Origin of the sequence: Actinokineospora spheciospongiae (genome assembly GCF_003182415.1) — a bacterium.
In the GTDB taxonomy this organism is placed as follows: Bacteria; Actinomycetota; Actinomycetes; order Mycobacteriales; family Pseudonocardiaceae; genus Actinokineospora; species Actinokineospora spheciospongiae.
The window spans coordinates 668,055-694,681 of record NZ_QHCP01000003.1; the positions used below are offsets into that span (position 1 = coordinate 668,055).

Below are 26,627 nucleotides of genomic sequence, written 5' to 3' on the forward strand. Positions count from 1 at the left end.
CCCTCCGCCCGCATGGATACTAGTGGGTGAACCGAACGTGGGGAGCGGCAGTGGCGTCGGGACTGGCAGCGGCACCGGATTGGGTGTCCTCGGCCACCGCGAACGTGGTGGCGAAGGTGTTCCGGGGCGGGCTGGCCGACCTCCGGCCGATGCCGCGCGCCCTGGTCGACCGCGGTCGCACCCGCGCGGTGCACCGCTTCACCCCGGCGGGGGCCGGTGACCCGGTGCTGCTGGTGCCGCCGCTGGCCGCCCCGGCGCTGTGCTTCGACCTGCGCCGCGGGTGCAGCCTGGCCGAGCACCTGGTGGACCGGGGGCGCTCGGTGTACCTGGTGGACTACGGGCAGGTGAGCTTCGCCGACCGCGGCCTGGGCCTGGAGCACTGGGTCGACGACGTGCTGCCGCGCTCGATCGAGGCGGTCAGCCGGGACGCGGGCGGGCGGCCGGTGCACCTGGTGGCCTGGTGCCTGGGCGGCATCCTGTCCCTGCTCACCGCCGCCGACCGGCACGACCTGCCGATCGCCTCGCTGACCACGATCGCCGCGCCGATCGACATGACCGCCATCCCGCTGGTCGCCCCGATCAAACCGCTGGCGGACCTGACCAACGGCTGGATTCTCACCCCGGCCTACCGGCTGCTGGGCGGGGCGCCGCGGGCGCTGGTGAAGAAGGCGTTCCAGATCTCGGCCATCGACAAGGTGGTCACCAAGCCGTACGCGATCCTGCGCAACCTCGACGACGCGGACTTCCTGGCGCAACTGGAGGCGGTGGACCGGTTCACCGACAACATGATCGCCTACCCCGGTCGCACCTTCGGCCAGATCTACCACCGCTTCTTCCGCGCGAACGACCTCGCGGGCGGTGAGCTGGACCTCGGCGGCCGCCGCATCGCGCTGCGCGAGGTGTCGGTGCCGGTGCTGGTGGTCGCCGGGGACAGCGACGCCATCGCCCCCGCGCGGGCGGTCCGGCACCTGGTGGACGTGCTCGGCGGGGCCCCGGAGGTCACCTTCCACACCTGCCCCGGCGGGCACCTGGGCGTGCTGGCCGGTCGCGCCGCCCGGGCCACCACGTGGCGGCACGTCGACGACTTCCTGGCCAGGCACAACCCGATCGACTGAGCGGTCGCGCGGTTCAGGACCGGTCGCCCACCAGCGCGGGCGAACCCGCCCAGTGCACGCCGCCCGCGCGGTCCAGCGGCCGCTCGTGCCCGCGCAGGAACCCGTCGACGATCGTGGCCACCAGGTCGGGGCGGTCGTGCATCACGTAGTGCGTGGCGCCGTCGATCCGCACGTGCCGGGCGTTGGGGAAGGCCGCGGCGGACAGCTCGAACCGCTCCGGTGAGGCCACCGTGTCCAGCTCGGAGCCGACGAACAGCATCGGCGTGCGGATCGACCCGGCGTCGGCCAGGGAGTCGTGCGCCCAGAAGTCCAGGAGCTGGCGGGCGTAGTTGACCAGCGCCTCCGGCGAGCGGAACGGGTGGCGCAGCTCCTCGGCCAGGGTCGTGTTGGGCAGGGCGAGCACCTGCGCGGCCAGCTCGTGCGGGTCGGCGGACGGGTCGAACTCCTCGCGCATCCCGAACATGCGCAGCATCGACCGCGCCAACTGCGGCTGCCCGCCGACCATCCGGCACAGCGCCTCCAGGTTGCGCTCGTACGGGGTGTCCGGGTCGCCGACGCGCCCGGTGGCCCGGAACGAGCCGTTGAGCAGCACCATCGACCGCACCGCCCCCGGTCGGCGGCGGGCGAACTCGACGGCCACCTTCGGGCCGGTGCACCAGCCGAGCAGGTCGCACTCCTCGACGCCCTCGTGCCGCAGCACCTCCGCCAGGTCGTTCACCTGGTCGCCCAGCACCACCGATACCGGCGAGTCGGTGCCCCGCGGTTCCCACAGGACGACCCGGTAGCGGTCGGCGAGCCGGTCCACCAGCCGGTACCAGAAGCCGGGGCCCTGCCCGAGCGCGTTGAGGACCACCAGCACCGGGCCGTCGCCGCCGCACACCTCGTAGGTCAGCGGCTGCCCGTGCACGTCGATCGTCCGCCGCCGCGCGCCCATCCGCGTCTCCGCGACGTGCCGGGCGCCCGCGCGCGCCGCCAGGTCCTGGGCGCGGCGCAGCGAGCGCAGCAGCTCCGGGGTCACCGCCGACTCCGGGCCGCAGCGCGCGGTGGGCCGGAACGTGGTGCGGGCGGTGAAGAACTCCGCGAACGCGCCCAGCCGCGCCTCGAACAGCCGGTCCACCGCGGTCAGGTCGGCCCGGTCGGCCACGGCGGTGATCGGGATGTCGTAGGCCTCGCCGACCTGGTCGACGAGCTTCTCCACGGCCAGGTTCGACGGCGCCAGCGCGTTGTGCACCCCGCCGGGGGGTTCGTTGCGCGCCAGGCACAGCAGGGCGTCGGCCGCCGCCCCCACCTCGATCAGCCCCAGCGAGCCGCCGCCCGGCGCGAACCAGCGCAGCGGCTGGTGCCCGAAGTACTCCGGCAGCCGCTCCCGCACCTCCCGCACCAGGTCGTGCACCGCGGCGAACAGCGGCACCGCGCCCTCGCGCACGAACCCCGCCAGCCCCAGGTCCTCGCCCACCACCAGCCCGGTGCGGAACGCGCGGTGCTCCACCCCGGCCGCGGCGCAGGCGCCGACGACCTCGCGCTCCAGCGCCGTGTACCGCTCGGTGACCGGGTCGCCCAGGCCGTCGTCGACCGCCCACGGCTCCTCGGGGACGTGCCCGGCGTCGAGGCCCGCCGCGTACCCGGACCCGACGTAGTTCAGCCGCCGCACCCCCAGCGGCCCCAGCTCCTCCAGCAGCCGCCGGGTGCCGACCAGGTCCGCCGCCGCCAACTGCGCCCCGGACACCTTCGGCGTCCCGGTGACGCACCACACCTCGGCGGTCTCCCAGCCCTCCGGCAGGGCGCGGGCCAGGCCCTCCCCGTACGGCAGGCAGCGCATCCGCCCGATGTCCACGGCCGGACCCGGCCCGGCGCCGGTCGAGGCGCGCAGCACCCGGCGCACGGCGGCGGTCAGGTCCGCGCGGCCCGGCTGGTCGGTGCCCCACGGCGCGAAGATCACGTAGTCGTCCGAGGCGGCCAGCCTGCGCGCGGCCAGGTGCGCGCCCAGCAGGACGGCCGATCCGGTGATCAGGACGGTGTCAGCCATGGTTCTCGAACCTCCAACGCGCGAAGACCCCCGGGCCGCCCGCGCCGTCGCGCCCGGTCGGGGTGGGGTGGCGGACGATGCGCAGGTCCGGCGCCAGGCCGGTGCGCAGCGCGACCGCGAGGATGTGCCGGTCGGTCACCGGCCACTGGGCGAACTGCCAGTGCGCCGGGTCGTCCTCCTCCGGGGCGTCCCCCGGGGTGCTGACCCGGATCGGGCCGGAGTCCCAGTCGAAGCCGTAGCGCTCGAACGGCACCGACATGCCCAGGCCGCGGGCCTTGCTGTAGGCCTCCTTGAGCGTCCAGTACCGGAAGAACCGGCCCGGTCGCTCGCCCTCGGGCAGCCCGCGCAGCGCGGCGCACTCGGCCGGGGTGCAGGTGCCGCGGACCAGCAGCGCCACGTCGGTGTCCCGGTCGGCGACCTCCACGTCCACCCCGCAGGCGATGTCGCGGGTCACCACGCAGGCGATCAGCCGGTCGGTGTGCGACACGTTGAACCGCAGCGGCGACGGCGGGTCGGCCACCTCCGGGCGGTCGTGCTCGGTGCGGGCGAACCGCCACTCGTCCGGGTGAACTTCGGGGGAGCACCAGCTCAGGGCGGTCCGGGCCAGCGCGTGCGCGGCCAGCGCGGTGTGCCGGTCGCGGTCGAACCGGCGGCGGCGCACCCTGGCTCGCTCGTCGTCGGAGATCAGGTCGTGGCAGGCCGACACCAGGTCCGACAGGGCCAGGGTCTGCGGGTCGAGCACCCACACGTGCGCCTCGTCCGCGCCGATCGCCACCCCGGCCGCCTCGGTGCGGCGCGGCCGGGCGGGCCGGGCGGGCGGCTGCGGAACGGGCATCGCGGGCCCTCCGGGGGGTCGGGCACTTCGGACCCGCCGATGCTGCGCCGGGGCGACCCGGTGGCGCCGCTCAACTTTGAGCGGCCCGCCCGCGCCGGTGCGGCGCTAGGGTGTGGTCCAACCGAGCCAGGAGGAGTCGCCGTGCCGACCGCGAAGAGCCAGTTCGACCTCGACGTCTGGGAAGAGGCGGACCAGCCGTACCGGGTGACCGACGGCGCGAAGCTGCTGCACGGGAAGTCCTCGCGCAAGTTCGACGGCGGCGACATCACCGGCCGCGGCTGGACCGAGATGATCATGGCGCAGACGACCGAGGAGAAGTCCGCCACCTACGTCGGCATCGAGTTCTTCGAGGGCACCGTGCACGGGCGCGAGGGCACCTTCGTGCTCTCGCACAGCTCCAGCCAGGACCGCGGGCAGCTCAGCTCGCGCTACTTCGTCGTGCCCGGCTCGGGCACCGGTGGGCTGGCGGGCCTGCGCGGCACCGCCACCATCACCATCACCCCGGACAAGGAGCACTTCTTCGAGCTGGAGTACGAGCTGCCCGGCTGAACCGCTCAGACCATGTACTGGTCGTGCCTGGCGTAGAACTCGGCCCACTCCTCGGCGCTGAGTTCGCGCCCGGACTCGGCGATCTCCGCCAGCTCCAGGAAGTACTGCTCGCGCGGCGGGCCGGGGGCGAACAGGATCAGCATCGACGCAGGCTCGTCGGAGACGTTCGCGAAGGCGTGGATGCCGCCCATCGGCACGTACAGGAAATCACCCGCCGTCGCGTCCACGGTGCGCTCCCCGTCATCGAGGCGGACGGTGCCGTCGATGACGTAGAACGACTCCGAGAACGTCTTGTGGAAGTGCCGGGCCGGGCCGCCGGAAGCGGGCGCCATGTCCCAGCGGAACAGGCCGAACTGCCCGTCGGTCACCGAACCCGGCGCCACGAAGTGCGCCGAGGTGGTGGGCCGGTCCAACACGATCGTCTCGTCCACCGGCCGGAAGCGCGCGCTGTGCTCGCCGGTGGTCCCCAGGTACGACATCGAACTCCCTACACCCGTGCGGAATCCGAGTAGACCGCGACCGCGGCGGCCCGGTCCAGTCCCGGCGGGCGTGTCGACCGTCATGCGCGCCCGGTTCAGTACCCGCTGTCCGGTTCGCGCGGCCTGCGCACCGGGCGCGGCACCCGGGTGAGCGCCCGCACCCGGCGGGTGCGGCCGTGCACCGCCAGCAGCGCCAGCAGGTCCCCGTCGACCTCGGCCGCCAGCCGCCGCTGCGCCCAGTCGCTCGCCGCCAGCACCGCCGTCGCCTGCACCGGCCTGCCCGCCAGCGCGTCGCGCAGCAGCCGCCACTCGGCGAGCCTGCGGCGCAGGAACTCCACGTGCTCGACCACGGGACCGACCCTGGCCGCCCAGGCGTGGAAGTCGCCGCGGGCCCGGCCGCGCTCGTCGATCCTGGCCACCACCGCGGCGGTCGCCATCTCCCGGTCGGGGTCGAGCAGCACCAGTTCCAGGAACGCCCGCTCGTCCACCGGGTCGGCGGCCCGGTACCACTCGAAGCGAAGGTGCTCGTCGGCCGCGAGCGCGCGCGGGTCGTGGTCCGCGCGGCCGGCCAGTGCCGCCACGGACGCGATGTGGTCCAGCAGGTTCACCGTTCTTCCTCCGCCGGAGAGGGTAGTGGGAGCGATCTTCGCCGCCACCCTGGGCCGATGCGGTTCGGCGCGCCCGCCCCGCCCGCCACCCGGCGCCGGGGGCCGAGGGGCGCGGAGCCGGGTCCGGAGCGCGGTAACCTCGAAACCGAGTCGACCCGGCCGGAGCACCCGTGCCAGGCTTGACTGCCCGTCCGCCCCCCGTTGGAGGTCCTTCATGCCCGACCAGCCCGAGCCGCCCGCCACCGACGAGACGGCCGAGCCCCAGGACCTCAAGAGCAAGTTCCGCGAAGCCCTGCAGCGCAAGCAGGCGAAGTCCCAGGCAGGCCAGGACAACGCCACCGGCAACTCCAAGGTCCACGACGCCCACGGCCGCGCGGGCGCCAAGCGCCAGCACCGCCGCAAGAGCGGCTGACCCCGGAACCACCCGCCCGGGCGACAGGAGTTGTCCACAGGCAAGATCAACACCACCGCTCCCGCCCTCCCACCCCGGTAGAATGGCCCCAGGGCCGCCAATCCCCAGGGAGGGTGGGGGTTGTGGATGGCAACGCGCGCGCGAGGGAAAGCGGCGCGCGTGCTTGGTTTTCGGAGTGGGGTGCGCGGCTTCGGGTTCGGGGCGGTGCTTCGAGTTGGGGCTGCTTGGGGTTTGGGGCTGCGGGGGAGTGGTCGGTGCTTCACGTGCTGTTGCCGGGTGCGGGATGGGCGTGGTGTTCGGGGGCCAGCGGGAACAGAGGACTGAGTGGAGCAGAGGGCTGGTGGGAGCGCGGGGCAGGTGGGGGCGCAGGGCAGGCGGGGGCGGGGAGTTGGTGGGGCGGGAGTTGACTTCGGTTGGCCTGGGGCGTGTTCGGCAGGTGGGTGCGTCGGGGCTCCGGGTGTTGATCAGGCGGAGCAGTGGGTGCTGATCGAGGACCCGGTGTCGGTGTGGGCCGGCGGGGCGGGTCGTCCGTTCGCGGGTGCGCGTGCGGTGCTCGGGGGTGCCGGTGCGGGATCGCCCGGTCGGTGCGAATCGTCGGGTCGGTGCGGGATCGCCCGGTCGGTGCGAATCGTCGGGTCGGTGCGGGATCGCCCGGTCGGTGTGGATCGTCGGGTCGGTGCGAATCGCCCGGCGAGGTGTCCCGGCGGTTCGGCAGTGGGGGAGCGGGCTTCGTTCCCGCTCGGTGGCGGACCTGCTCAGAGGAGTTCTTTCTCCAAGGTGGCCAGGCTGTCCTCGAGGAACGTCAGTAGGCGTTGCAGGCGGGGGACGCTGCGCCTGCACCCGGTGAGGCCGAACTCCAGGCTGCCCGCGTAGCTCGTCACCGTGATGTTGAGGGCTTGGCCCTCGTACGGGACCGAGACGGGGTAGACGCCCTCCATCCTGGCGCCGTTCCAGTACAGCGGGGCGGACGGGCCGGGCACGTTGGAGATCAGCAGGTTGAACGCCGGTGGGGTGATCCGGACCGCGCCGGGAACCAGGGACAGGGCCAGCGGGGCGAACGGGATGGCGCTCAGGGCCGTGATCTGCAGCGGGGACATCCCCCGGTAGAAGGCCTTGCCCCGGCGCATGGACTCCGCGATGGCGGTGAGGCGGGCGGCCGGGTCGTCGAGGTCGGTGGCCAGGGTGCAGAGGATGAGGCCGACGGCGTTGCCGCCCACGGCCGCGCCCTCGCGCAGGGAGATGGGGACGGCGGCGACCAGGGGTTTGTCGGGCAGGGCGCCGAGTTCCAGCAGGTACTCGCGCAGCGCGCCCGCGCACATCGCCAGCACCACGTCGTTCACCGTGGCGCCCGCGGCGGCGCCGACCGCGCGGATGCGGGCCAGGGGCCAGCCCTGGGCGGCGAAGCGGCGGGCGCCGGTGATCGGCACGTTGAACATCGTCTTGGGGGTTTCGTGCGGCAGGGTCGCCGACTGCTCGCGGAACGCCTGGTTGACGTACTTCACCACCGCCGGGCCGAGGCCGACGACGTCGCGGACCACGCTCGCGGCCGAGGCGAGGCCCGCGAACGGGGTCGGGGCGGTCCGCTCCGGCGGCTCGACCGCGCCCCGGCGCGGGGACCACGGTGGGCGGACGCCGGTGTCCGCCGGGTCGGTGGACAGGGAACGCTCCAGCAGGCGCAGAGCGGAGACGCCGTCGAGGAGGGCGTGGTGGGCCTTGGTGTAGACCGCGTACCGGTTGTCCTCCAGGCCCTCGATCAGGTGACACTCCCACAGCGGGCGGTGGCGGTCGAGCAGGGAGCCGTGCAGCCGGGACACCAGCTCCAGCAGTTCGCGCACCCGCCCCGGGGTGGGCAGCGCCGACAGCCGGACGTGGTACTCCAGGTCGAGCTGGTGGTCGTCGGACCACACCCACTGGCCGAGGGTGCCGATCGGGCCGCGGGGCCTGCGCCGGAACAGCGGGCTGATGTCGGTGTGGGTGAGCAGTTCCCGGTGCAGTTCACCGACGTGGTCGGGGCCCGCGCCGTCCGGGAGCCGGAACACCTGGAGGCCGCCCACGTGCAGTGGGTGCTCCCGCGTCTCGCCGAGCAGGAACACCGAATCCGTCACCGGCATCACGGGCATGGCGGTCCTCCTCGACCCCGGGCAGTGGACCCGGACCCCCCACGCTGCCACCCGATCGGGGTTGCCGCAATCACAGTCCGGGGTGGACCGGCCGGTCAGCGCGGGTCGGAGTCGATCAGCAGCCTGCCCCCGCTGGAGATCACCACGACCTGCCGCTTGCGGGATTCCTCTGCCCCCGCGGCCGTCGTGGTGGTCACGTCGACCGGCACGTTGACCGACCCGTTCGCGTTCGCCGTGACGCCGTTGGCGTTGCGCGAGCTGACCGACCGGAAGCCCTCCCAGTACTCGGTGAACGCCGCCTCGTCGCCGAACACGGCGCGGGCGTTCGGGCCCAGCATGGCCCAGTGCGCGGCGGCGGAGCCGTCGCCGTAGAAGTCGATCACCAGCTTGCCCGCGGAGCTGAAGTCGGACACCTTGCCGTCGCCCGCCGCGGGCGCGGGGGTCGTCGTGGTGGTGGTCGGCGGTTGCTGCTGCTGCGGGGGCGCCTGCCCCGGCACGGTCACGAAGCTGGTCACCGTCCCGGGCGGGGTGGCGTCCGTTTTGCCCGAGTTGGCGGCGATCACGGTCACCACCGCGGCGGCCAGCGCGACCACCACGAGCACCGCGCCGAGCAGGACACCGCGCTTGGGACCCGGCTGCTGGCGCGGGGCCGGGGCGGCGGCGGGCTGCTCCCGCCGGGGCGGGGGCAGGAAGCTGGTCCGCGGCGGCACCGGCGGCGCGGCGGCGGGCCGGGCGGGCACGGTGCGCTGCTCGGTGAACGGCACCGGCACCGGCTGCGGCAGCGGCTGCGCGGGCAGCGGCGCGGTGGGCACGGTCAGCGCGCTCACCGCCTGCTCCATCGTCGGCCGGTTCGCCGGGTCCACGCTGAGCAGCGCCATCAGCGTGTCGGTGAGCGGGCCCGCGTTGCGCGGGTGCTGGATGTTGCCGGAGGACACCGCGTGCAGCAGGGCCAGCGCGTTCGGGTTCAGGCCGAACGGCGGGGTGCCCTCGATGGCGTGGTAGAGCGTGGCACCCAGGGAGAACACGTCCGAGGCGCGGCTGGGGTCCTGGCCGCGGGCGATCTCCGGGGCCAGGTAGGCGGGGGTGCCCGCGAGCATCCCGGTCTCGGTGACCGTGCCGTCGTCGATGGCCCGGGAGATGCCGAAGTCGGTGATCTTCACCGTGCCCGCGTCGTCGAGCAGGATGTTGCCCGGCTTGACGTCGCGGTGCACGATCCCGGCCGCGTGCGCCGCGGCCAGCGCCGCCGCCACCTGCGACCCGATCGCGGCGACCTGCTCCGGCGGCAGCGTGCCGCGCTCGGCGATGACCGCGGACAGGCTGCGCGACGGCAGGAACTCCATGATCAGGCACGGGTCGCCGTCGTGCTCGGCCACGTCGAGCATGGCGATGGCGTTGCGGTGGTGCAGCCGCGCGGCGATCCGCGCCTCCCGCATCGCCCGCCTGCGCGCCTCGTCGGTCTGCGTCTGCGACAGGCCGGGCCGCACCACCAGTTGCTTGATCGCGATGACCCGCTCGAGCCGTTCGTCCTTGGCCCGCCAGACGATTCCCATGGCGCCGCCGCCGATGGTCTCGAGCAACCGATAGCGACCGGCGACCAACTGACCCTGTTCGATGACCAGGTACTCCTCGCGTGTGTGGTTGCAGGCCCCGACCTGAGTACCCGAGACTAGCGAACCGCACCGCGGCGGCGGCCATTCGTCCGCCCGCGAACCGGCGGGTGCCGGGCCGCATGAGACCCCCGTCTCACGCGACCCGGTCGTCCTCCGGCCCGGATGCCTTGACCACGCCCAGGAATCGCCGCCAGCCGCCGACGAGGGGAACCCGCAGGACTGTGCGCGGTTCCACTCCCCGAACCGCCACCGAGTCCGCCGCGATGCTCACCTCGACACAACTGCCGTTGGAGCAGTGACTGCTCCGCCTGAACCGTTCCACTCCGCCACCCCTCTCCGGAGCCACATCGCGGAGGAATCCCCGTGTCCGGCAGTCAGCGATGTGACAGGACTTTCACCTTCAGGTTAGCGGTCGATAACAGGTGATCACCAGGGACGAAAAGCGGACAGCGGGCTCAGCCCGCCGGACAGCCCACCGCGTCCCCCTTGATCGCGGCGTTGAACCGGGTCCACGCCCGCGCGGGGAGCACGTGGGCGGGGGCGGCGGGGTTCTTCGAGTCGCGCAGCGCGACCCTGCCGTCGGCGAGCATGGCGACCTGGACGCAGTTGCCATTCGAGCAGAAGCTGCTCCGCCGGAATTCGGCATCGATTGTCACGGGTTGTCCTACTGGTTGTTGGCCATGATTTTCTTTATCAGGGCGTCGGTGTCATCCTCGCTGAGGCTTTTCCCGGCGAGGGCCTGGAAGAACAAGGTGTACCGCTCGATGTCGGATTCCACCTCCAACCAGCGGTCACCTCCCGGCAGTTCGATGTGGACGGCGTTGCGGTCGTAGTCGCTGTCGAAGGTGAAGATGACGAACGAGCACTGGGCGCCCATGTCGGGCTGGGCGGAGAAGGGGAAGACCCGCAGCCGCCTGCCGGTGGTCTCGTTCACCGCCAACAGGGATTCGAGCTGGTCGCGCATGACGCCCGCGTCGCCGACCCGGCGGTGCAGGGTCGCCTCGTCCAGGATGATGTCCAGCCGCGGCAGGTCGGTGCGGGCGCCGAACTCCTGCTGCCGCTTCATGCGCAGGCCCACGCGGTCCTCGACGATGCTCTCCCGCTCGTGCGGGGCGATCGACCGCAGCAGTGCGCGGGCGTACCGCTCGGTCTGCAGGAGCCCGTAGATGTAGGAGATGCTGAAGTCGCGTTGCAGCGAGGCCTCGGACTCCAGTGAGATGTACTGGTCGAGGTTGCTCGTCAGCGCGTCGTTGAGGTCCTGCCACCAGGCCTGGCGGCGGCCGTCCCCGGCCAGGCGCAGCAGGCGGTCCTGGGCCCGCTGGTCGGTGAGGCCGTAGAGGCCGAGCAGGTCGCGGATGTCGCGCGTCTTGGGGATGCCCTGGCCGGTCTCCAGGCGCGAGACCTTGCTGGTGCTGCACTCGAGGTGGGCGGCGGCGTGCTCGAGGTGCAGGCCCGCGGCCTCGCGGAGCCTGCGGAGTTCGGCGCCCAGGCGGCGTCGGGGGATGAGCGGGCCCTGGCTGGGCATGTCCCCTCCTACTCGGCGGCGTGACCCCGGACGGTGTCGATCTTGCTGCCTCGGCTGTCGTGGCGGCTCTCCGGACGGCTCAACGCGTCGCGAAGTGGCCGACCCGGGCGGAGTCGCCGCGCAGCGTGGTGCAATTGCATGGCGAGAGCCCGTCGAGGTTAACACCGGCGTCCCGGGTCGGCGCCAGTGGGAGCGCGGCGCGCGCCGCGCCGCCCAACTTGTTGCCGGGCTTGAAATCCAGTGTTCACCAGGGAGCTTTTCGGCGGGATCACACCTTCGGATGGTTCGTGCGATCGTTGGGCCATTCGGCTGACACCCGGGGTCCTGATGCTGCTCCGAACGGGTGGTGCCACCTTGTGCAATTGCATGAGGAACTTGTTTTAGGCACTTCTGTCACGCAATCTGAGTACCGGTGGCGTACGCCACACGGGAGGCGGCCTCGGGAGCCGCCCCCGGCCAGGGAATGAGGTGCTCGATGAGGGAGAACCAGCAGGTCACAGCTCTTCTGACAGCAACGGTGCTGTTCGGCGCACTCGTCGTGGGGTGCGCCCGGGAGGCGGCGGGGGACGACGACGTCCTCGTGCTCGCCATGACGGCGGGGGCCAACGAGCCCGCGCCCGCGCTGACCGCGCGGGCGCGGCAGGAGATCACCGCCGCGCTGCGGGGCGACCACGCGAGCCTGCGGGTCGTGGTGGCCGGGGACCAGCGGCCCAGGGTGGTCGAGGAAGGGCAGTTGCGGCTGCGGCGCGGGGCGCAGGTCGAGCACGACGGCGCGCGGCGCGCGGCGCTCACCCGGCAGGAGGTGGAGCGGGTGGGCGCGCTCCTGGCCGGGACCGGGAGCGGCGCCGCCCGGTCGGACCCGCTCGCCCTACTCGACCACATCGGGCGCACCCCGGGCCGGGTCACCGGGGTGCTGCTCAGCTCCGGCCTGCAGACCACCGGGCCGCTGGCCACCGCGGTCCTCGGCTGGGACCGGGTCGGGGCGGGGGCGACCGTGGAACGCGCCCGGTCGCTCGGGCTCGTCCCGGACCTGACCGGGAAGCGGGTCGTGTTCAGCGGGATCGGGGACACCGAGGCACCGCAGCGGCCGCTGCCGCCGCAACTGCGCAACCGGCTGGTGGACTTCTGGACGGGGCTCTGCCGCGCGGGCGGCGCGGCGGAGTGCGCGGTGGACCCCGACCCGGTGACCGGCGGGCGGCCGGTCTCGACCACACCGGTGCCCACGGTCCCGGTCCCCGAACCACCGGTCATCTCGGAGCCGGTCCCGCAGGCCGCGCCGATCGCGCTGCCCAGCGACGTGCTGTTCGGACCCGACTCCGCCGTGCTGCTGGAATCGGCCGGGCCGGTGCTGCGGCAGCTCGCCGGGAACCTCCCGCCGGGGGCGGGCATCACCCTGACCGGGCACACCGCCTCCGTCGGACCCGCCGACACCGCCCGGCGGCTGAGCCTGGCCAGGGCCACCGCGGTCCGCGACGCCCTGGTGGCGCTGGGGGTGCCGGGGTCGGCGGTGACCGTCCTCGGGGTGGGGTTCGACGAACCCCTTGCCGTCGACGTGGGACCCGACGGCGCCCTGGACCCCGTGGCGGCGCAGCGCAACCGCGCCGTCGTGGTCGAGGTGACCGCGGGGGGTGGGCGGTCGTGAGGCGGCACCTGAGCACCGCGGAGTGGCTGCGGCACCCGTGGCGGTCCTCGACCGCGACCTCCCTCGCCCGGCGGGGTGGCGGGGGCGGTCCGGCCGAGGCGGCGCACGGGTCGCTGGCCGAGTCGGCGGCGAACCGGGTGTTCGGTCGGCGCGGGCGCCGGGTCCTGCGGTGGAGCGGCAGGGCGCAGCGGGCGGCGCTGGCGGCGGAGCTGCGCTGCGCGGACGTCGTCGCGGCCGAGGACCGGGACCGGGTCGTCGGGGGGAAGCGGGCCACGGCCTGGTCGGGGTGGTCGACCACCGCCCGGGCGGCGCGCGGCGAGCTGGCCGCGGCCAGGGCCGCGATCCGCGCCGACCGGGAGCGGGGCGTGGCCGTCCACGACCACGCCCGCGGCCGGGCGGCGACGGTGCTGGCACACCTGCTGCTGCTGGTCGACGCGGTGGCGCTGCTGGTGGTGTTCGGCCTGCTGCTCAACCTCGACTGGACCGACCCCGGCGTCCCGGAGCTTGTGACGGCCTGCGCGTTCGCCCTGTTCGGGGCCGGGGTGCAGGCGAAGCTGGCGGTCGCCGTCGGGGAGCGGGTCTGGGCCTGGCGGGTGGCCAGTGCCCGCCCCGACACCGAGCACGACCCGGCGGAGGAGTTCCCGCCGCGCGGCCCGGTGCTGGTGCTGCTGTGCCTGCTGCTGGGGTCGATCAGCGCGGGAGCGGCGGCGTCGGTCTTCCTGCGGATCAGGTACGAGGGGCAGTCGGTCGACCAGGTGGGGGTGGCGTCGGTGGTGGGGCTGGTGCTCGCGGGCTGCGCGGTCGCGGCGCCGTGGGTGCTGGTGCTCCAGCACGCCTTCGACGGGTCGCCGACGACCCGGCTGGTGGCCGGGCTCACCGCCGTGGTGCACCGGGCGGACGTCGAGCGGGCCCGCGGCCTGCGCCGGGCCGACCGGGCCATCGCCGACGCGCGGTCGATCGACGCCAGGATGCGGCGCGAGCGGGCGCGGATCGACCTGCGCGTCGAACGGCACCTGCTGCGCGCGCGGCGCACCGTCCTGCTGGCCCGCTCCTGCGCGGGGAACGACCAGGTGGTGGGGAAGCAGGCACCGCCAGCGTGCCCGATGCTCGACACCGCGCTGGAGCAGTCGGCGGGAGCGCTGGTCCAGGCGCAGGCGATCCGGGAGGCGGTGGCGGGCACCGGCGGCCCCGCCGACGAGCGCTTCGGCCGGGAGGAGGCGCTGGTCCGCCGCGAGTGGTGACGCGGGCGGGGGCGCACCCTTCGTCGGTGCGACCCCCGCCCAGGGGTATCGCGCGACCGTGCGTGAGCGGGATGATGCGGTGCGAGCACGGACGGTGCGCCCCCGCGGCGCGCGGTGAGACAACGAGGAGGTTCCGCGGTGGCCGCACTCACGACGCACCTGCTGACGGTGGCGGAGGTGATCGCCGAGACGCCCGACGCCCGCTCGATCGTCTTCGACGCGCAGCTCGACTACCGGCCCGGCCAGTTCCTGACGCTGCGGGTGCCCAGCGACGAGTGCGGCTCGGTGGCCCGCTGCTACTCGCTGTCGAGTTCCCCGCACACCGGCGACCGCCCGCAGGTCACCGTCAAGCGCACCGCCGACGGCTACGCCTCCAACTGGGTCTGCGACAACGTCGCCCCCGGCGACACGATCGAGGTGCTGGCACCCTCGGGCGTGTTCGGCCCCAAGCACTACGACCACGACCTGCTGCTGTTCGCGGGCGGCTCCGGCATCACCCCGATCATGTCGATCATCAAGTCCGCGCTGGACCAGGGCCACCGCGAGGTCGCCCTGGTCTACGCCAACCGCGACCCCCGGTCGGTGATCTTCGCCGACCGGCTGGCCGAGCTGGCCGCGGCGCACCCGGGCAGGCTCACCGTGGCGCACTGGCTGGAGTCCGAGCGCGGCATCCCGGCCCTGGCCGACCTGGTCGACCTGGCCCGCCCGCACGCCGACCACGACGTCTACACCTGCGGCCCGCAGCCGTTCATGACCGCGGTGACCGAGGCGCTGACCGAGCTGGGGGTGCCGCGCGAGCGCAGGCACATGGAGCGGTTCGTGTCCCTGGCGGCCAACCCGTTCGAGCGGCTGGAGCAGGCCGCGGCCAAGGCGGCGGCGAAGGCGGCGGCCGAGGTGAAGCCGCTGGAGACCGCCGTGGTGACCGTGCAGCTCGACGGCGCCACGCACACCGTGGACTGGCCGGTGGGCGACGTCCTGCTCGACGTCCTGCTGGACGCGGGGATCGAAGCCCCCTACTCCTGCCAGGCCGCCTCCTGCGGGAGCTGCGTCTACAAGCTCGTCTCCGGCGACGTGCGGATGGACGCCGACGACCCGCTGTCGGAGGAGGAGAAGGCCGACGGCCACCGGCTCGCCTGCCAGTCGCACCCGCTGACCGAGAAGGTCGAGATCGCCTACGAGTGAGGACCGCCCCGATGCCGATCGACCCCGGGGCGGCGCTCGGTGCCCGGCTGCCCGACGTCGACCACCGCTGGTCCCCGGTCGACGTGCAGCGCTACCACCTGGCCCTGGGCGCGGGCAGCGACCCGTTCGACCCGAGGGAACTGCACTACGCCCACGAGGACGGTCTGCGCGTGCTGCCCACCTACGGCGCCCTCGTGCCGAGCCTGGGCATGTTCGACCCGCCCGCGCTGACCCTGCCCGGGGTGCGCGCCGACCTGTCCCGGGTGCTGCACGGCGGCCAGACGGTGTCGGTGCGGCTGCCGCTGCCGACCGAGGGCGAGGTGCGCGTCGAGCGGTCGCTGACGCAGCTCTGGGACAAGGGTTCCAGCGCGGTGCTGGTGGTCGACTCGGTGGCGCACGCGCAGGCCGGTCCACTGTGGACGAGCAGGTCGACGTTGGTCGTGCGCGGCCTGGGCGGCTTCGGCGGCGACCGCGGCCCGAAGGCCGAGCGGTGGACCCCACCGGGCCCGCCGGACCTCACCGTCGACTCGGTGACCCTGCCGCAGCAGGCCCTGCTCTACCGGCTGTGCGGCGACCGCAACCCCCTGCACGCCGACCCCGCCTTCGCCAGGGCCGCGGGCTTCCCGGCCCCCATCCTGCACGGCCTGTGCACCTACGGGGTGGTCTGCAAGGCCCTCATCGGCGCGGTCCTCGACGGCGACCCGGACCCGGTCACCGACTTCGGCGCCCGCTTCACCGGCGTCGTCTACCCGGGCGAAACCCTGCGCACCCGAGCCTGGCTGTCGGAGTCGTCCCTGCGCGCCCGCACCACCGTCCCCGCCCGCGACGACGCCCCCGCCCTCGACGACGTGGAACTGAGCTGGGCCTAGGGCTGTCTTCAACGCCACCCGACCACTCCCGAAACCGCCTGCCCGGCTTAGCATCGGTTCATGGGACGAAAGCGGGTGCTGCGCAAGGCCGGGCTGCTGGCGCTGACGGTCAACGCCCTGCGCCCGCTGCGGAACCCGTGGACCTCGCTGCCCACGTTCCTCGCGGGCTGGCTCACCGCCGAGCTGTCACCGCACCTGCTGGCCGCGGAGACGGCGGCCACGCTCACCGGCCTCGCCCGCCGCGGCCTGCGCGACCGGGACGACCGGGTCGCCGCCGTGCTCGGCGGGCTGTCCGTCGCCGGGCTGGCCGCGCTGGCGCTGTCCGGGCGCAAGGCGGCGGCGGCGGTGGAGGCCGGGCTGCGCGAGGCGCTGGGCGAGGACTACGCCGACGGCCTCGACCACGTGCCCACCCGGGCGGAACTGGCGGTGCCGTGGCGGCAGGTGCTGCTGCCGTTCCGGCTGGCCGACCCGACCGTGGTGCGCCGCCGCGACCTGCCCTACGCCCCCGGCGGGCGGCGCTTCGAGCTGGACGTCTACCACCACCGCGACCAGGGCGCGAAGCGGCCGGTGCTGGTCCAGGTGCACGGCGGCGCGTGGCTGACCGGTCGCAAGGACCAGCAGGGCATCCCGCTGATGCTGCACCTGGCCGCCAACGGCTGGCTGTGCGTCTCGGCGAACTACCCGCTGTCCCCGAAGACCCGGGTCGACCAGCAGCTCGTCGCGCTCAAGCGGGCGGTGGCCTGGGTGCGCGAGCACGCGGCCGAGTACGGCGGCGACCCGGGGTTCATCGCCGTCACCGGCGGGTCGGCGGGCGGGCACCTGGCGACCATGCTGGCGCTGACCGGCAACGACCCGCGGTGGCAGCCCGGGTTCGAGGACGCCGACACCTCGGTGCAGGCCTGCGCGCCGCACTACGGCGTCTACGACCTCGCCGCCGAGACCGAGACCCGCGCCGCCACCGTGCGGCTGTCGCTGCTGCTGAGCCGCTACGTCGTCGGCAAGGACCCGCGCCGGTACCCGGAGCTGTACCGGAGCCTGTCGCCGCTGGCGCAGGTGCGCGCCGACGCGCCGCCGTTCTTCGTGGTGCACGGCGCCGCGGACACGCTGGTCCCGGTGCCGGAGGCGCGCGAGTTCGTGCGCCGCCTGCGGGCGGTGTCGGCGAACCCGGTCGCGTACGCGGAGATCAGCGGCGCGCAGCACGCGTTCGACGTCTTCCCCTCGATCCGCAGCGCGCACGTGCTGCGCGGGGTGGCCCGGTTCCTGGAGTGGACCTACCGAAACACGGCCTAGACCGGTGCGGTGACCACAGGCATGCTGTGCGGCGTGACCGAGAACCCCCCCGTCCCCGCCTTCGACCTCATCGGCAGCCGCTACGACGAGTCCTTCGTGGAGCGCGACGTCCAGATCGCCGAGGCGCAGTGGCTGATCGACCAGCTCCCCGCCGGGTCGCGGGTGCTGGACCTGGGCTGCGGCAGCGGCCTGCCCACCGTCAAGCAGTTCGTCGACGCGGGCCTGGAGGTCGTCGGCGTCGACGAGTCGTCGGTGATGCTCGACCTGGCCCGCGCGCACGCCCCGGGGGCCACGTTCGTCCACGGCGACCTGCGCGACCTGGCCGACCTGGGCGAATTCGACGCGGTGGCCACCTTCTTCGCCCTGCTGATGCTGCCCAAGGCCGACATCGCCGCCACCCTGCGCGCCCTCCGCGGGCTGCTGCGCGGCCCGAAGCTGCTGGTGATCAGCATGGTGCAGGGCGACTTCGACGCGTTCCCGGTGAACTTCCTCGGTTCGCCGACCACGGTCACCGCCTACCCGCCGGACCAGCTCCGCCGGGTCGTGGCGGACGCCGGTTTCGACGTGCTCGACCTGCGCGAGTTCGAGGCCGAGGCCGAGCCCGGCCGCATCGAGGTCCAGCTCTACCTGCGCGCCACCGCGAAGTGACCCCGGCGGCGGCCCGGTTCCGCGGGACCGGGCCGCCGCCGTGTCCTGTTCGTGTCCTGCCTGGAGCCCGTCCGGTCGGGAAGCGGAAGGGGCCCGGCGTCGACCGCCGGGCCCCTTCCGCAACCGGGAGCAGTCCTACAGCCACTCACCGGCGGTCAGGCTGCCGCGCAGGCGGTTGAGCGCGCGGTGCTGGGCGACGCGGACGGCGGTGGCGGTGAGGCCGATGGCGGTGGCGGTCTCCTGGGCGGAGAGGCCGACGACCAGGCGCAGGACCAGGATCTCGCGCTGGCGGGGGGCGAGGGTGTCGAGCAGGCCCACCAGGCGTTCGCGCATCTCCCCGCGCAGCATGGTCTGCTCGGGTCCCAGGCCGTGGTCGATGGTGTCGGGGACGTCGGCGACGGGGTCGGAGCGGTCGCGGCCGGAGCGGCGGTAGTAGTCGGCGACCTTGTGCGAGGCGATGCCGTAGACGAACGGCAGGAAGGACTCGCGGTCGTCGGAGTAGCGGGGCAGGGCGCCGAGGACGGCGAGCAGGATCTCCTGGGCGACGTCGTCGGCGGAGGAGAAGGCGCTGCCGGTGCGGCCGATGCGGGCGCGGCAGTAGCGGATGATCGCCGGGTTGATCCAGGTGAACAGCGTGCCCTGGGCTTCCCTGTCCCCGGCGAGCGAGGCGGCCACCAGCTCGTGGAACGCGGTGCTCTTGAGCCGGGTGAAGACGGCGTCCGTCGAGGCCGAGCGGCCGGGACGGGCGGTTGTGTCCGGAACGGACGGGGTAGCTGAACTCACTTGAGCCCCCAGAGATAGCGGCACGCCGAAAGAGGAGAGGACACGCCGTCGGAATCCGCGACGGCGCTGCTGTCCCGGCTCACCGCTCCACCCGTCCGCGTGACAGTCGGATTCGATGGTGGCCCTGACGGAGAGTGATGGTAGCCGGGATTTTGGCTCCGCACCAGAGGCGCGACTGCTGCATACGAGGGATGGTTCTGGATTCAACCTTAGGATGGTTAGGGTCCAAGGTCCCTATGCGGACACGGCCGTACGCAGTTCGGGCCCAGCCCCCACCGGCCGCCCCGCCCGGCCCCTCACCTGCGCATCTCTCGAATCCCGACAACCGACGTACCCTTGAGGTGCGCGACGGGGACCACAGCCTGCCCCGTTCCGGGGCAAACGGTGGACAACAGTGCGGCCGTGCTTCCGGCAGCGTGAGCGGCGCTACGCCGAACGAGTGATGCCTTGCTCGAATGGAGTAATGGCACCTGGCGCGGCGTCGTCGAACCCGGCCCACCCGAACGGGGATGCATTTCGCCATGGACATGAGCCAGCCGATCGTCGTGGTCCTGCACGGCGCCGACCGCCCACCCGCGATGGGACCGGTCGAGGCGCTGTCGCGGGTCCGCTACACGAACGCGGGCGGGCTGTGGTCGGCCCTCAACGGGGCGCACGCACTGTTCGTGTGGGACTCACGCACCCCGGTCCTGGCCCGGGTGTGGGACGCCGCGGACTCGCTGCGGTGGGTGCACGCGGCCAGCGCGGGTGTGGACAACCTGCTCTTCCCGGGGCTGCGCGACAGCGACGTGCTGCTGACCAACTCCCGCGGCGTGTTCGACGAGCCGATGGCCGAGTACGTGCTCGGCCTGGTGCTCGCCTTCGCCAAGGACCTGCCCACGACCATCCGCCTGCAGCAGCGCAGGCACTGGAGCCACCGGGAGACCGAGCGGCTGGCGGGCTCGCGGGCGCTGGTGGTCGGCACCGGACCGATCGGCCGCGCCATCGGCCGCAAGCTCGGCGCCGCGGGGGTCATCGTCTCCGGGGTGGGCCGGGTGGCCAGGGCCGCCGACCCCGACCTGGGGGACGTGGTGCCGATGGCGGGGCTGCGCTCCGCGCTGCCGCACCACGACTGGGTGGTCCTCGCCGCCCCGCTCACCCCCGAGACGACCGGACTGATCGACGCGGCCGCCCTGCGCGCCATGCGCGGCACCGCCCGGCTGGTCAACGTCGGCCGCGGCGGGCTGGTGGTGCAGCCGGACCTGATCGACGCGCTGGACTCGCGGGAGATCGCGGGCGCGGCCTTCGACGTGTTCCGCGACGACCCGCTGCCGCCGTCCTCGCCGCTGTGGGACATGCCGAACGTGCTGATCTCCCCGCACATGTCCGGTGACGTGGTCGGCTGGCGGGAGGAACTGGTGCGCCGCTTCCAGGACAACCTGGAGCGCTTCCGCGACGGCAGGCCGCTGGTGAACCTGGTGGACAAGCGCCGCGGGTACGTGCGCGGCGGTTCGTGACGTCGATTTGCCGCGCCCCCGGAGTCGGCGGAAATCGGTCTTGGCCTGCACTTTTCACTCTGGTGGGGGATAGTTCGGGCACTGCGGCAAACAGGTGACGCCGGTCACAGAGGTCGAACGAACCCGGTTGCTACTCTAGAGTAGGTAAGCCAGATCGGACGGTTCGACACTGAGGTGGGAGCACCATGGCCACGAAAGAGGGAACGGGCACCGCGCAGCCCAGGCGGGACGCCATGGGCACGGTCCTCGCGGCGCTGAACAAGCTGGCGAGCACGGAGGTGCTCGACCGCTTCGGCCTGCGCAAGCCGGTGGAGCGCGGGCTCTACGAGGCGACCAGGAGCGGCTTCACCGCGGTCGGCGCGGCCAGCCGCACGTTCGCCTCGGCCACCAAGCAGAGCAAGCCCAAGCGCCTGCCCTCGGCCCCGGAGCGCGGTCTGTTCGACCTGACGCCCGACGAGGAGCAGGGCATGATCCGCGAGACGGTGGTGGAGTTCGCCGCCGAGCAGATCCGCCCCATCGCCGCCGACGCCGACGCCAAGTGCGAGGCGCCGCAGGGCCTGCTCTCGCAGATCCAGGAACTCGGCGTCACCCTGGTGGGCGTGCCCGAGGAGCTCGGCGGCCTGGGCACCGAGCGCTCCGCGGTCACCAACGTCCTGGTCGCCGAGGCCCTCGCGCACGGCGACATGGGCCTCGCGGTCGCCTGCCTGGCGCCCTCGGCGGTCAGCACCGCCCTGGTCCAGTGGGGCGACGAGACCCAGCAGTCCACCTACCTGCCCGCCTTCGTCGGCGACAACGTCCCGGCCGCGGCCCTGACCATCCAGGAGCCCACGCCGCTGTTCGACCCGTTCAAGCTCAAGACCAAGGCCTACCGCACCGCGGGCGGCTTCGTCATCGAGGGCGTCAAGTCCCTGGTGCCGCGGGCCAACCAGGCTGAGCTGTTCATCGTCGCCGCCGACCTCGACGGCCGCGGCCCGGCGCTGTTCCTGGTCGAGTCCGGCTCCGCGGGCGTCACGGTCGAGTCCGAGCCCGCCATGGGCCTGCGCGCCGCGGGCATGGGCCGCCTGCGCCTGGACAAGGTCGCGCTGCCCGCCACCGCCCTGCTCGGCGGCGGCAAGGCCGACGTGTTCGCCGAGTGCGTGCGGCTCTCCCGCATCGGCTGGTGCGCCCTCGCCCTGGGCACCGGCCAGGCCGTGCTCGACTACGTCATCCCCTACGTCAACGACCGGGTGGCGTTCGGCGAGCCCATCTCGCACCGGCAGAGCGTGGCGTTCATGGTCGCCAACATCGGCATCGAGCTCGAGGGCATGCGCCTGCTCACCTACAAGGCCGCCTCGCGCGCCGAGCAGGGCAAGCCCTACGCCCGCGAGGCCGCGCTGGCCCGCAAGCTGTGCGCCGACAAGGGCATGCTGATCGGCAACGACGGCGTGCAGCTCCTCGGCGGCCACGGTTTCGTCAAGGAGCACCCCGTGGAGCGGTGGTACCGCGACCTGCGGGCCATCGGTCTGGTCGAAGGCATCGTCCTCGTCTGAGGGCCCACACGAGGCGTAAGGAACACAGGGAAATGACGATCAACCTCGAGATCCCCAAGAAGTTCGAGCAGCTCGTGGAGCAGGCCCACGCCGCCGCCGCCGAGTTCTTCCGGCCCAACTCCCGCAAGTACGACCAGGCCGAGCACACCTACCCCAAGGAGCTCGACATGCTGGCCGCCCTGCTGGACGGCCTCTCGGCCTCCGGCAACGGCACCGGCGCGGGCGGCGTCCGCCGCGGCGACGGCAAGAAGGACAAGGAGCAGGGCAACCGCAACGGCTCCAACCTCCAGCTCCTCCTGGGCACCATGGAGATGTGCTGGGGCGACGTGGGCCTGCTGCTGTCGATGCCGCGCCAGGGCCTGGGCAACGCCGCCATCGCCTCGGTCGCCAACGACGAGCAGTTGGAGCGCTACAAGGGCAAGTGGGCCGCCATGGCCATCACCGAGCCCGACACCGGCTCCGACTCCGGCGCCATCCGCGCCACGGCGGTCAAGGACGGCGACCACTACGTCCTCAACGGCGAGAAGATCTTCGTGACCTCCGGCGAGCGCGCCGACTGCGTGGTCGTCTGGGCCACCCTCGACCGCAACCTGGGCAAGGCCGCGATCAAGTCCTTCGTGGTCGACCGCGGCACCCCCGGCTTCGAACTGGTGCGCCTGGAGCACAAGCTGGGCATCCGGGCGTCGGACACCGCCCACTTCCGCCTGGACAACGTCCGCGTCCACAAGGACAACCTGCTGGGCAGCCCCGAGGTCAACACCGAACAGGGCTTCGCGGGCGTCATGCAGACCTTCGACAACACCCGCCCCCTGGTGGCCGCCATGGCCATCGGCGTGGCCCGGGCGTCGCTCGAGGAAACCCGCCGCATCCTGGAGGAGTCGGGCGTCGTCATCGACTACGACCGCCCCGCCCAGACCCAGTCCGCCGCCGCCGCCACCTTCCTCCAGCTCGAAGCCGACTGGGAGGCCGCGTACCTGCTGGCCCTGGAAGCGGCGTGGATGGCCGACAACCGCAAGCCCAACTCGCTGCAGGCCTCCATGGCCAAGGCCAAGGCCGGGCGCACCGGCTCGGACGTCACCCTGCGCTGCGTGGAGCTGACGGGATCGCTGGGCTACAGCGAGAACTCGCTCCTGGAGAAGTGGGCCCGCGACTCGAAGATCCTGGACATCTTCGAGGGCACCCAGCAGATCCAGCAGCTCATCGTGGCCCGCCGCCTGCTCGGGAAGTCGTCGTCTGAGCTGAAGTGATGCGGTGACAACAGTTCTGACACGGCAGCGCCCGAGTCCCCTGTGGACTCGGGCGCTGCTCTGCGTGGTGGCTGCCACGGGTGGTTCCGTGATCAGGCCGTCGTCGGGCCGTCTGAGCGAAGGCCAGGCCGCGGTTGGAAGACCGTGTCGGCGGTCCGCCGAGCCCGCTCCCCGCTGGACGGCACGAGGTGGGCGCAGGTCTCCGCCTGGAATGGCCCAATGCGCCTTCGGTAATCTGTCGATCGAAAGATCGAACCCCATCTCGGATTGCCAAGTGAGGCCTGGTGGACCTTGTTGAGTTCCGTGAACTGTTCGCGGAAAGCATGAGGGTGTGGATCGACTGGGATCGACTCGCACTCAGCGATGCGACTGTCGGCCTTCAGGTCATCTCGCAGCGCGAGCAGCACGGGGATTTGCTGACAGTGTGGTACATGACGGCTGACCGGACTCCGGGAGATTGGCGAGACGGGCAAGCTGTACCGATGACGGTTGCCGAGGCTGCATCCACACCGACTGCCTGGCCTCCGGAACGGCGAGAGCGATTGAAAACGCTGGCGCACAGCTTTGGTGGAAGTGGCGGGCAACTTGTGCTGGCGGTACCGGCTTACCGCGTCGACGACAGGCAACTTCTGCTCGATGGTTCACATCGAACTGTGGCCGCGTTCTCCTCGGGAGTTTCCGTGCGCATCCTGGTGTTGAGCATCGATGGTCCGATGGACCCGCTTGTGTTGCCTGATCTGGAGAAGTGGGCGCAACGGTTGGGTTGACGGGGCTACCATGGTGCTCATGGACGGCGAACCTGCGAAGCCTCTGGAAGAGGTGTTTGCGGAGCGGTTGAAGTTCGAGCACGACGTCATCGGTCACAGGATGGGCTGGTTGATGACGCTCAACAGTTTCCTCGTGGGCGCGATGGCTGTCCTGATTGCGAACTCGGACAAGTTTCGGGGAGGCCACAGCCTCGGTGTCTGCTTGTTGGTGATCGCCACTCTCGGAGCGCTCAGCAATGCTTCATGTCTGTTCTCCAATTTCTGGGCGACTGTGGCGCTGAGGGATGCGAGTTTGGTTCTGGTTGAAGAGTGGAACACCCTCGACGGTCAGGCCCGGGAAGTTCGGCGGGCTCGGATGCGCTTGTACGGCCGCGATCCTCGATCTTTCGCGCAGAAGAAGGCGCCCCCCAGTCAAGTGTTGCACCCTTGGCTTTTCTTGCCGATCGTGTTCTCGATCTTCTTTGCGGGATCGCCTTTTGTGTTCCCGATGCTCAGCTCTCAAGACCGCGATGTTCCGATGTACGTGACACTCGTCGTTCTTGGTTCGACGTTGGCGATCTTCGTGGCCCTGCCCGTTGTCGACGCGATCAGGAATCGCCGCTCTGTCGCTCCCGCGCCACCGGAAGGCGCGGAAGCGGAGTGATTCCAGTGTGTTCCACTTCGAGTGGGACGGGGCAGTGGATCGTCGATGTCGTGATCAGGGGGACCCGGGGGTGGGTTGCATGGCGCAGATGGGGTTGCCCGCTGGGTCGGCGAAGAAGATGAGGTGGCCGACGCCCTCGATGGTGAAGCGGTCCGTGAGGAGGGTGCCGCCCGCGCGGCGGACGGTCTCGGCGGTGGCGTTGAGGTCGAGGACGGTGAAGGTGCACTCGGCGCCCGTGGTGGGGGTGTCGGGGAGGAGGAGGCGGCGCTGTTGGAGGGCGCCGGGGACGCCGGGGTTGTGGTCGGGGCCGGTTTGGATGCGGTGGAAGCCGGGTGGGCCCCAGGGGGTGAACTTCCAGCCGAACACCGACTCGTAGAAGGCCTTGCTGCGGGGGACGTCGTCGGCGTTGAGGGCGAAGTGGGCGAGGTTCATGCGGGGATCGTGGCATTGCGGTGGGGTGGCGGGCCTTCTATTCTCCGCCGGAAGATGTTGAGATCACGACAGGGTGGTGAGCCCGCCGTCCGGGGGTACGCGGTGACGCACCCGGCCGGGCGGGCCGTTCTGCCGGTCGAGGCGGGGTGGGACCAGTTCATCTGCGCGGAGGCCGGGGCGATGACCGTGTCGACGCCCGCCGGGGTGTGGGCGGTGCCGGTGGGGCGTGGGCTGTGGGTTCCCGACGGGGCTCCGGCCACCGTGGGCAACCGGGCCGGGGTCGCGGTGCGGACCCTCTACTTCGACTCCACCCTCGGGACCCTGCCCGGTGACGTCCGGGTCGTCACGGTGACCGACTGGGCCCGGGCGTTGGTGCTGCACACCGTGCGCACCTGCCCCCTCGACCTGGCCGACCCCGTCCACGCCGCCCTGCTGACCGTGCTCACCGCCGAGCTGCGCATGCTGCCCGCGGAGCCGCTGCGCCTGTCCTGGCCCCGCGACCCGCGCGCCACCGCGGCGGCCACCGGCATCCTCGCCGACGCGACCGCCGACCTCGACGCCGTGGCCCGGCGGGTCGGGGTGGGCAGGCGGACGTTGGAGCGGCTGTTCGTCGCCGAGACCGGGTTGGGCCTGGGGGCTTGGCGGCGGCGCGCGCACGTCCTGGCCTCCCTGGACCTGTTGGCCTCCGGGGCCTCCGTCACCGCCGCGTCGGTCGCCGCCGGGTACACGACCCCGTCCGCCTTCGTCGTGGCGTTCAAGGCCGAGCTGGGGCGGACCCCACGGCAATTCCTTCCGCGGTGAGCGCTTCCAGCACCGTCGGGGGGCCGATGCGCTGGTACCACTCGAAGCGGTAGGCGTCGGGGAAGGTCGCGTGGGCGACCGCCTCGCCGGTGACCTGGCTGGCGTGGGTGACGATGGCGGCCAGTTTCGCCGACAGCTCCGCGTAGGTCGCCCGCAGCGTCACCGTGATCTCCGAGGGGAACAGGCCGAACGGGACGTCCGTGGAGCGGGCTGCGGCGTGGACCAGGTGGGCGTTGTCGCCGAGGCGGGTGAGGTGGGTTCTGTCCACTGTGGCCTCGTACGACGTCACCCCGGCCAGGCGGGCGGCTTGGCGGCCGATGCGGTGGACGGCGACGTGGTCGGGGTGGCGGTAGATCCCGCGCCAGTCGTAGTGCAGGATCATCTCCGCCTGTTCGGCTTCGATGATCTCGGCGACCCGGCGGGACAGGGTGCCTACCGGTTGGCGCATGAGGGCCATCGGGTGGTGGTTCTGCGGCCAGCCGGGCAGCCCCGAGTCGCGGAAGCCCAGGAGGACCAGGCGGTCGACGCCGAGGATGTCGCCCGCCCGTTCCAGTTCCAGGAGGCGGCGGCCCGCCAGCGTCTCGTGCGGGCGCAGGGGGATGAGGGCTTCTCCCAGGTCGCCGTCGGTGGCGCAGACGAGGACGACCCTGGCGCCCGCGTCGGCGAGGCGGCGCATGGTGATGCCGGTGAAGATGGCCTCGTCGTCGGGGTGGGCGTGCAGGACCACTGCGGTGTGGCCGCGCAGGTCTGGGGTGGTCGACGGGGTTGTCACGGGCTT

General features: G+C 72.7%; 27 protein-coding genes. 15 read left to right on the forward strand and 12 right to left on the reverse strand.

The window, feature by feature from the left end; all coding sequences use genetic code 11:
• Positions 1–62 precede the first annotated feature (62 nt).
• On the forward strand, positions 63–1,115 hold the full coding sequence (locus DFQ13_RS10625) for an alpha/beta fold hydrolase (protein WP_052021232.1): 1,053 nt from the start codon (positions 63–65) through the stop codon (positions 1,113–1,115).
• Positions 1,116–1,128: 13 nt separating this feature from the next.
• Here the strand turns inward: DFQ13_RS10625 and DFQ13_RS10630 are convergent, their stop codons facing one another.
• A complete protein-coding gene (locus DFQ13_RS10630) occupies positions 1,129–3,141 on the reverse strand; it encodes an alpha/beta fold hydrolase (RefSeq protein ID WP_110079625.1) in 2,013 nt (670 codons plus the stop codon).
• Positions 3,134–3,976 (reverse strand): 4'-phosphopantetheinyl transferase family protein, encoded by an 843-nt coding sequence (locus DFQ13_RS10635; RefSeq protein WP_110079626.1) that lies wholly within the window; start codon positions 3,974–3,976, stop codon positions 3,134–3,136. The genes DFQ13_RS10630 and DFQ13_RS10635 overlap by 8 nt, the downstream gene beginning before the upstream one ends.
• A 141-nt stretch (positions 3,977–4,117) precedes the next feature.
• Between DFQ13_RS10635 and DFQ13_RS10640 the strand changes: the two genes are divergently transcribed.
• A complete protein-coding gene (locus DFQ13_RS10640) occupies positions 4,118–4,525 on the forward strand; it encodes a DUF3224 domain-containing protein (RefSeq protein WP_035283229.1) in 408 nt (135 codons plus the stop codon).
• A gap of 5 nt (positions 4,526–4,530) precedes the next feature.
• On the opposite strand, the gene DFQ13_RS10645 is transcribed toward DFQ13_RS10640, so the two are convergent.
• A complete protein-coding gene (locus tag DFQ13_RS10645; RefSeq protein ID WP_110079628.1) occupies positions 4,531–5,004 on the reverse strand; it encodes a cupin domain-containing protein in 474 nt (157 codons plus the stop codon).
• Positions 5,005–5,099: 95 nt separating this feature from the next.
• Positions 5,100–5,612: a hypothetical protein gene (locus tag DFQ13_RS10650; RefSeq protein WP_110079629.1), complete on the reverse strand. Its 513-nt coding sequence runs from the start codon at positions 5,610–5,612 to the stop codon at positions 5,100–5,102.
• A gap of 214 nt (positions 5,613–5,826) precedes the next feature.
• Here DFQ13_RS10650 and DFQ13_RS10655 point away from each other — a divergent pair, with 214 nt between their 5' ends.
• Positions 5,827–6,024 carry a DUF5302 domain-containing protein gene (locus DFQ13_RS10655; protein ID WP_035283233.1) on the forward strand — a complete coding sequence of 66 codons (198 nt, stop codon included), beginning with the start codon at positions 5,827–5,829 and terminating at the stop codon, positions 6,022–6,024.
• Positions 6,025–6,779: 755 nt separating this feature from the next.
• On the opposite strand, the gene DFQ13_RS10660 is transcribed toward DFQ13_RS10655, so the two are convergent.
• The 5 genes from DFQ13_RS10660 to DFQ13_RS10680 form a co-directional block, all read right to left on the reverse strand.
• The gene (locus DFQ13_RS10660; RefSeq protein WP_110079630.1) at positions 6,780–8,144 is read right to left on the reverse strand and encodes a WS/DGAT/MGAT family O-acyltransferase; all 1,365 of its coding nucleotides are present in this window, start codon (positions 8,142–8,144) and stop codon (positions 6,780–6,782) included.
• A 95-nt stretch (positions 8,145–8,239) separates the two neighbouring features.
• On the reverse strand, positions 8,240–9,694 hold the full coding sequence (locus tag DFQ13_RS10665; RefSeq protein WP_110079746.1) for a serine/threonine-protein kinase: 1,455 nt from the start codon (positions 9,692–9,694) through the stop codon (positions 8,240–8,242).
• A 193-nt stretch (positions 9,695–9,887) separates the two neighbouring features.
• Positions 9,888–10,025, reverse strand: coding sequence for a hypothetical protein (locus DFQ13_RS10670; RefSeq protein WP_233438342.1), 138 nt, complete (start codon positions 10,023–10,025; stop codon positions 9,888–9,890).
• 184 nt (positions 10,026–10,209) lie between these two features.
• Positions 10,210–10,410, reverse strand: a complete 201-nt coding sequence (locus DFQ13_RS10675) for a DUF397 domain-containing protein (RefSeq protein WP_035283236.1) — start codon at positions 10,408–10,410, stop codon at positions 10,210–10,212.
• Between the two features lie 8 nt (positions 10,411–10,418).
• The gene (locus tag DFQ13_RS10680) at positions 10,419–11,279 is read right to left on the reverse strand and encodes a helix-turn-helix domain-containing protein (RefSeq protein WP_035283237.1); all 861 of its coding nucleotides are present in this window, start codon (positions 11,277–11,279) and stop codon (positions 10,419–10,421) included.
• A 475-nt stretch (positions 11,280–11,754) separates the two neighbouring features.
• Here DFQ13_RS10680 and DFQ13_RS10685 point away from each other — a divergent pair, with 475 nt between their 5' ends.
• The 6 genes from DFQ13_RS10685 to DFQ13_RS10710 all read left to right on the forward strand — a co-directional run bounded on the left by DFQ13_RS10685 (position 11,755) and on the right by DFQ13_RS10710 (position 18,151).
• Positions 11,755–12,921 carry an OmpA family protein gene (locus DFQ13_RS10685; protein WP_146241187.1) on the forward strand — a complete coding sequence of 389 codons (1,167 nt, stop codon included), beginning with the start codon at positions 11,755–11,757 and terminating at the stop codon, positions 12,919–12,921.
• Positions 12,918–14,162 (forward strand): hypothetical protein, encoded by a 1,245-nt coding sequence (locus DFQ13_RS33710; RefSeq protein WP_181399913.1) that lies wholly within the window; start codon positions 12,918–12,920, stop codon positions 14,160–14,162. Before DFQ13_RS10685 ends, DFQ13_RS33710 begins: the two co-directional genes overlap by 4 nt.
• A 138-nt stretch (positions 14,163–14,300) precedes the next feature.
• Positions 14,301–15,344 (forward strand): ferredoxin--NADP reductase, encoded by a 1,044-nt coding sequence (locus DFQ13_RS10695; RefSeq protein WP_110079633.1) that lies wholly within the window; start codon positions 14,301–14,303, stop codon positions 15,342–15,344.
• Positions 15,345–15,355: 11 nt separating this feature from the next.
• Entirely contained in the window at positions 15,356–16,213 is an 858-nt protein-coding gene (locus DFQ13_RS10700; protein ID WP_110079747.1) for a MaoC/PaaZ C-terminal domain-containing protein, read from the forward strand.
• 60 nt (positions 16,214–16,273) lie between these two features.
• Complete coding sequence (locus DFQ13_RS10705; protein WP_110079634.1) at positions 16,274–17,503, forward strand: alpha/beta hydrolase; 1,230 nt, start codon at positions 16,274–16,276, stop codon at positions 17,501–17,503.
• 33 nt (positions 17,504–17,536) lie between these two features.
• A complete protein-coding gene (locus tag DFQ13_RS10710; RefSeq protein WP_233438343.1) occupies positions 17,537–18,151 on the forward strand; it encodes a class I SAM-dependent DNA methyltransferase in 615 nt (204 codons plus the stop codon).
• 135 nt (positions 18,152–18,286) lie between these two features.
• Here DFQ13_RS10710 and shbA read toward each other — a convergent pair whose 3' ends face one another.
• Positions 18,287–18,934: an RNA polymerase sigma factor ShbA gene (gene shbA, locus DFQ13_RS10715; RefSeq protein ID WP_267880600.1), complete on the reverse strand. Its 648-nt coding sequence runs from the start codon at positions 18,932–18,934 to the stop codon at positions 18,287–18,289.
• A 521-nt stretch (positions 18,935–19,455) separates the two neighbouring features.
• Between shbA and DFQ13_RS10720 the strand changes: the two genes are divergently transcribed.
• The 5 genes from DFQ13_RS10720 to DFQ13_RS10735 all read left to right on the forward strand — a co-directional run bounded on the left by DFQ13_RS10720 (position 19,456) and on the right by DFQ13_RS10735 (position 24,616).
• Positions 19,456–20,430 carry a D-2-hydroxyacid dehydrogenase gene (locus DFQ13_RS10720; protein WP_035283243.1) on the forward strand — a complete coding sequence of 325 codons (975 nt, stop codon included), beginning with the start codon at positions 19,456–19,458 and terminating at the stop codon, positions 20,428–20,430.
• Positions 20,431–20,663: 233 nt separating this feature from the next.
• Positions 20,664–21,959, forward strand: coding sequence for an acyl-CoA dehydrogenase family protein (locus tag DFQ13_RS10725; protein WP_035283244.1), 1,296 nt, complete (start codon positions 20,664–20,666; stop codon positions 21,957–21,959).
• 32 nt (positions 21,960–21,991) lie between these two features.
• Entirely contained in the window at positions 21,992–23,206 is a 1,215-nt protein-coding gene (locus DFQ13_RS10730; RefSeq protein WP_110079636.1) for an acyl-CoA dehydrogenase family protein, read from the forward strand.
• Between the two features lie 284 nt (positions 23,207–23,490).
• Positions 23,491–23,973, forward strand: a complete 483-nt coding sequence (locus DFQ13_RS33055; protein WP_146241188.1) for a hypothetical protein — start codon at positions 23,491–23,493, stop codon at positions 23,971–23,973.
• 19 nt (positions 23,974–23,992) lie between these two features.
• Positions 23,993–24,616, forward strand: coding sequence for a hypothetical protein (locus tag DFQ13_RS10735; protein WP_146241189.1), 624 nt, complete (start codon positions 23,993–23,995; stop codon positions 24,614–24,616).
• 54 nt (positions 24,617–24,670) lie between these two features.
• On the opposite strand, the gene DFQ13_RS10740 is transcribed toward DFQ13_RS10735, so the two are convergent.
• Positions 24,671–25,048, reverse strand: coding sequence for a VOC family protein (locus DFQ13_RS10740; RefSeq protein ID WP_110079638.1), 378 nt, complete (start codon positions 25,046–25,048; stop codon positions 24,671–24,673).
• Positions 25,049–25,102: 54 nt separating this feature from the next.
• Between DFQ13_RS10740 and DFQ13_RS10745 the strand changes: the two genes are divergently transcribed.
• A complete protein-coding gene (locus DFQ13_RS10745) occupies positions 25,103–25,849 on the forward strand; it encodes an AraC family transcriptional regulator (RefSeq protein WP_110079639.1) in 747 nt (248 codons plus the stop codon).
• On the opposite strand, the gene DFQ13_RS10750 is transcribed toward DFQ13_RS10745, so the two are convergent.
• Positions 25,803–26,621: a PIG-L deacetylase family protein gene (locus DFQ13_RS10750; RefSeq protein WP_110079640.1), complete on the reverse strand. Its 819-nt coding sequence runs from the start codon at positions 26,619–26,621 to the stop codon at positions 25,803–25,805. The genes DFQ13_RS10745 and DFQ13_RS10750 overlap by 47 nt on opposite strands.
• Between the last annotated feature and the right edge of the window lie 6 nt (positions 26,622–26,627).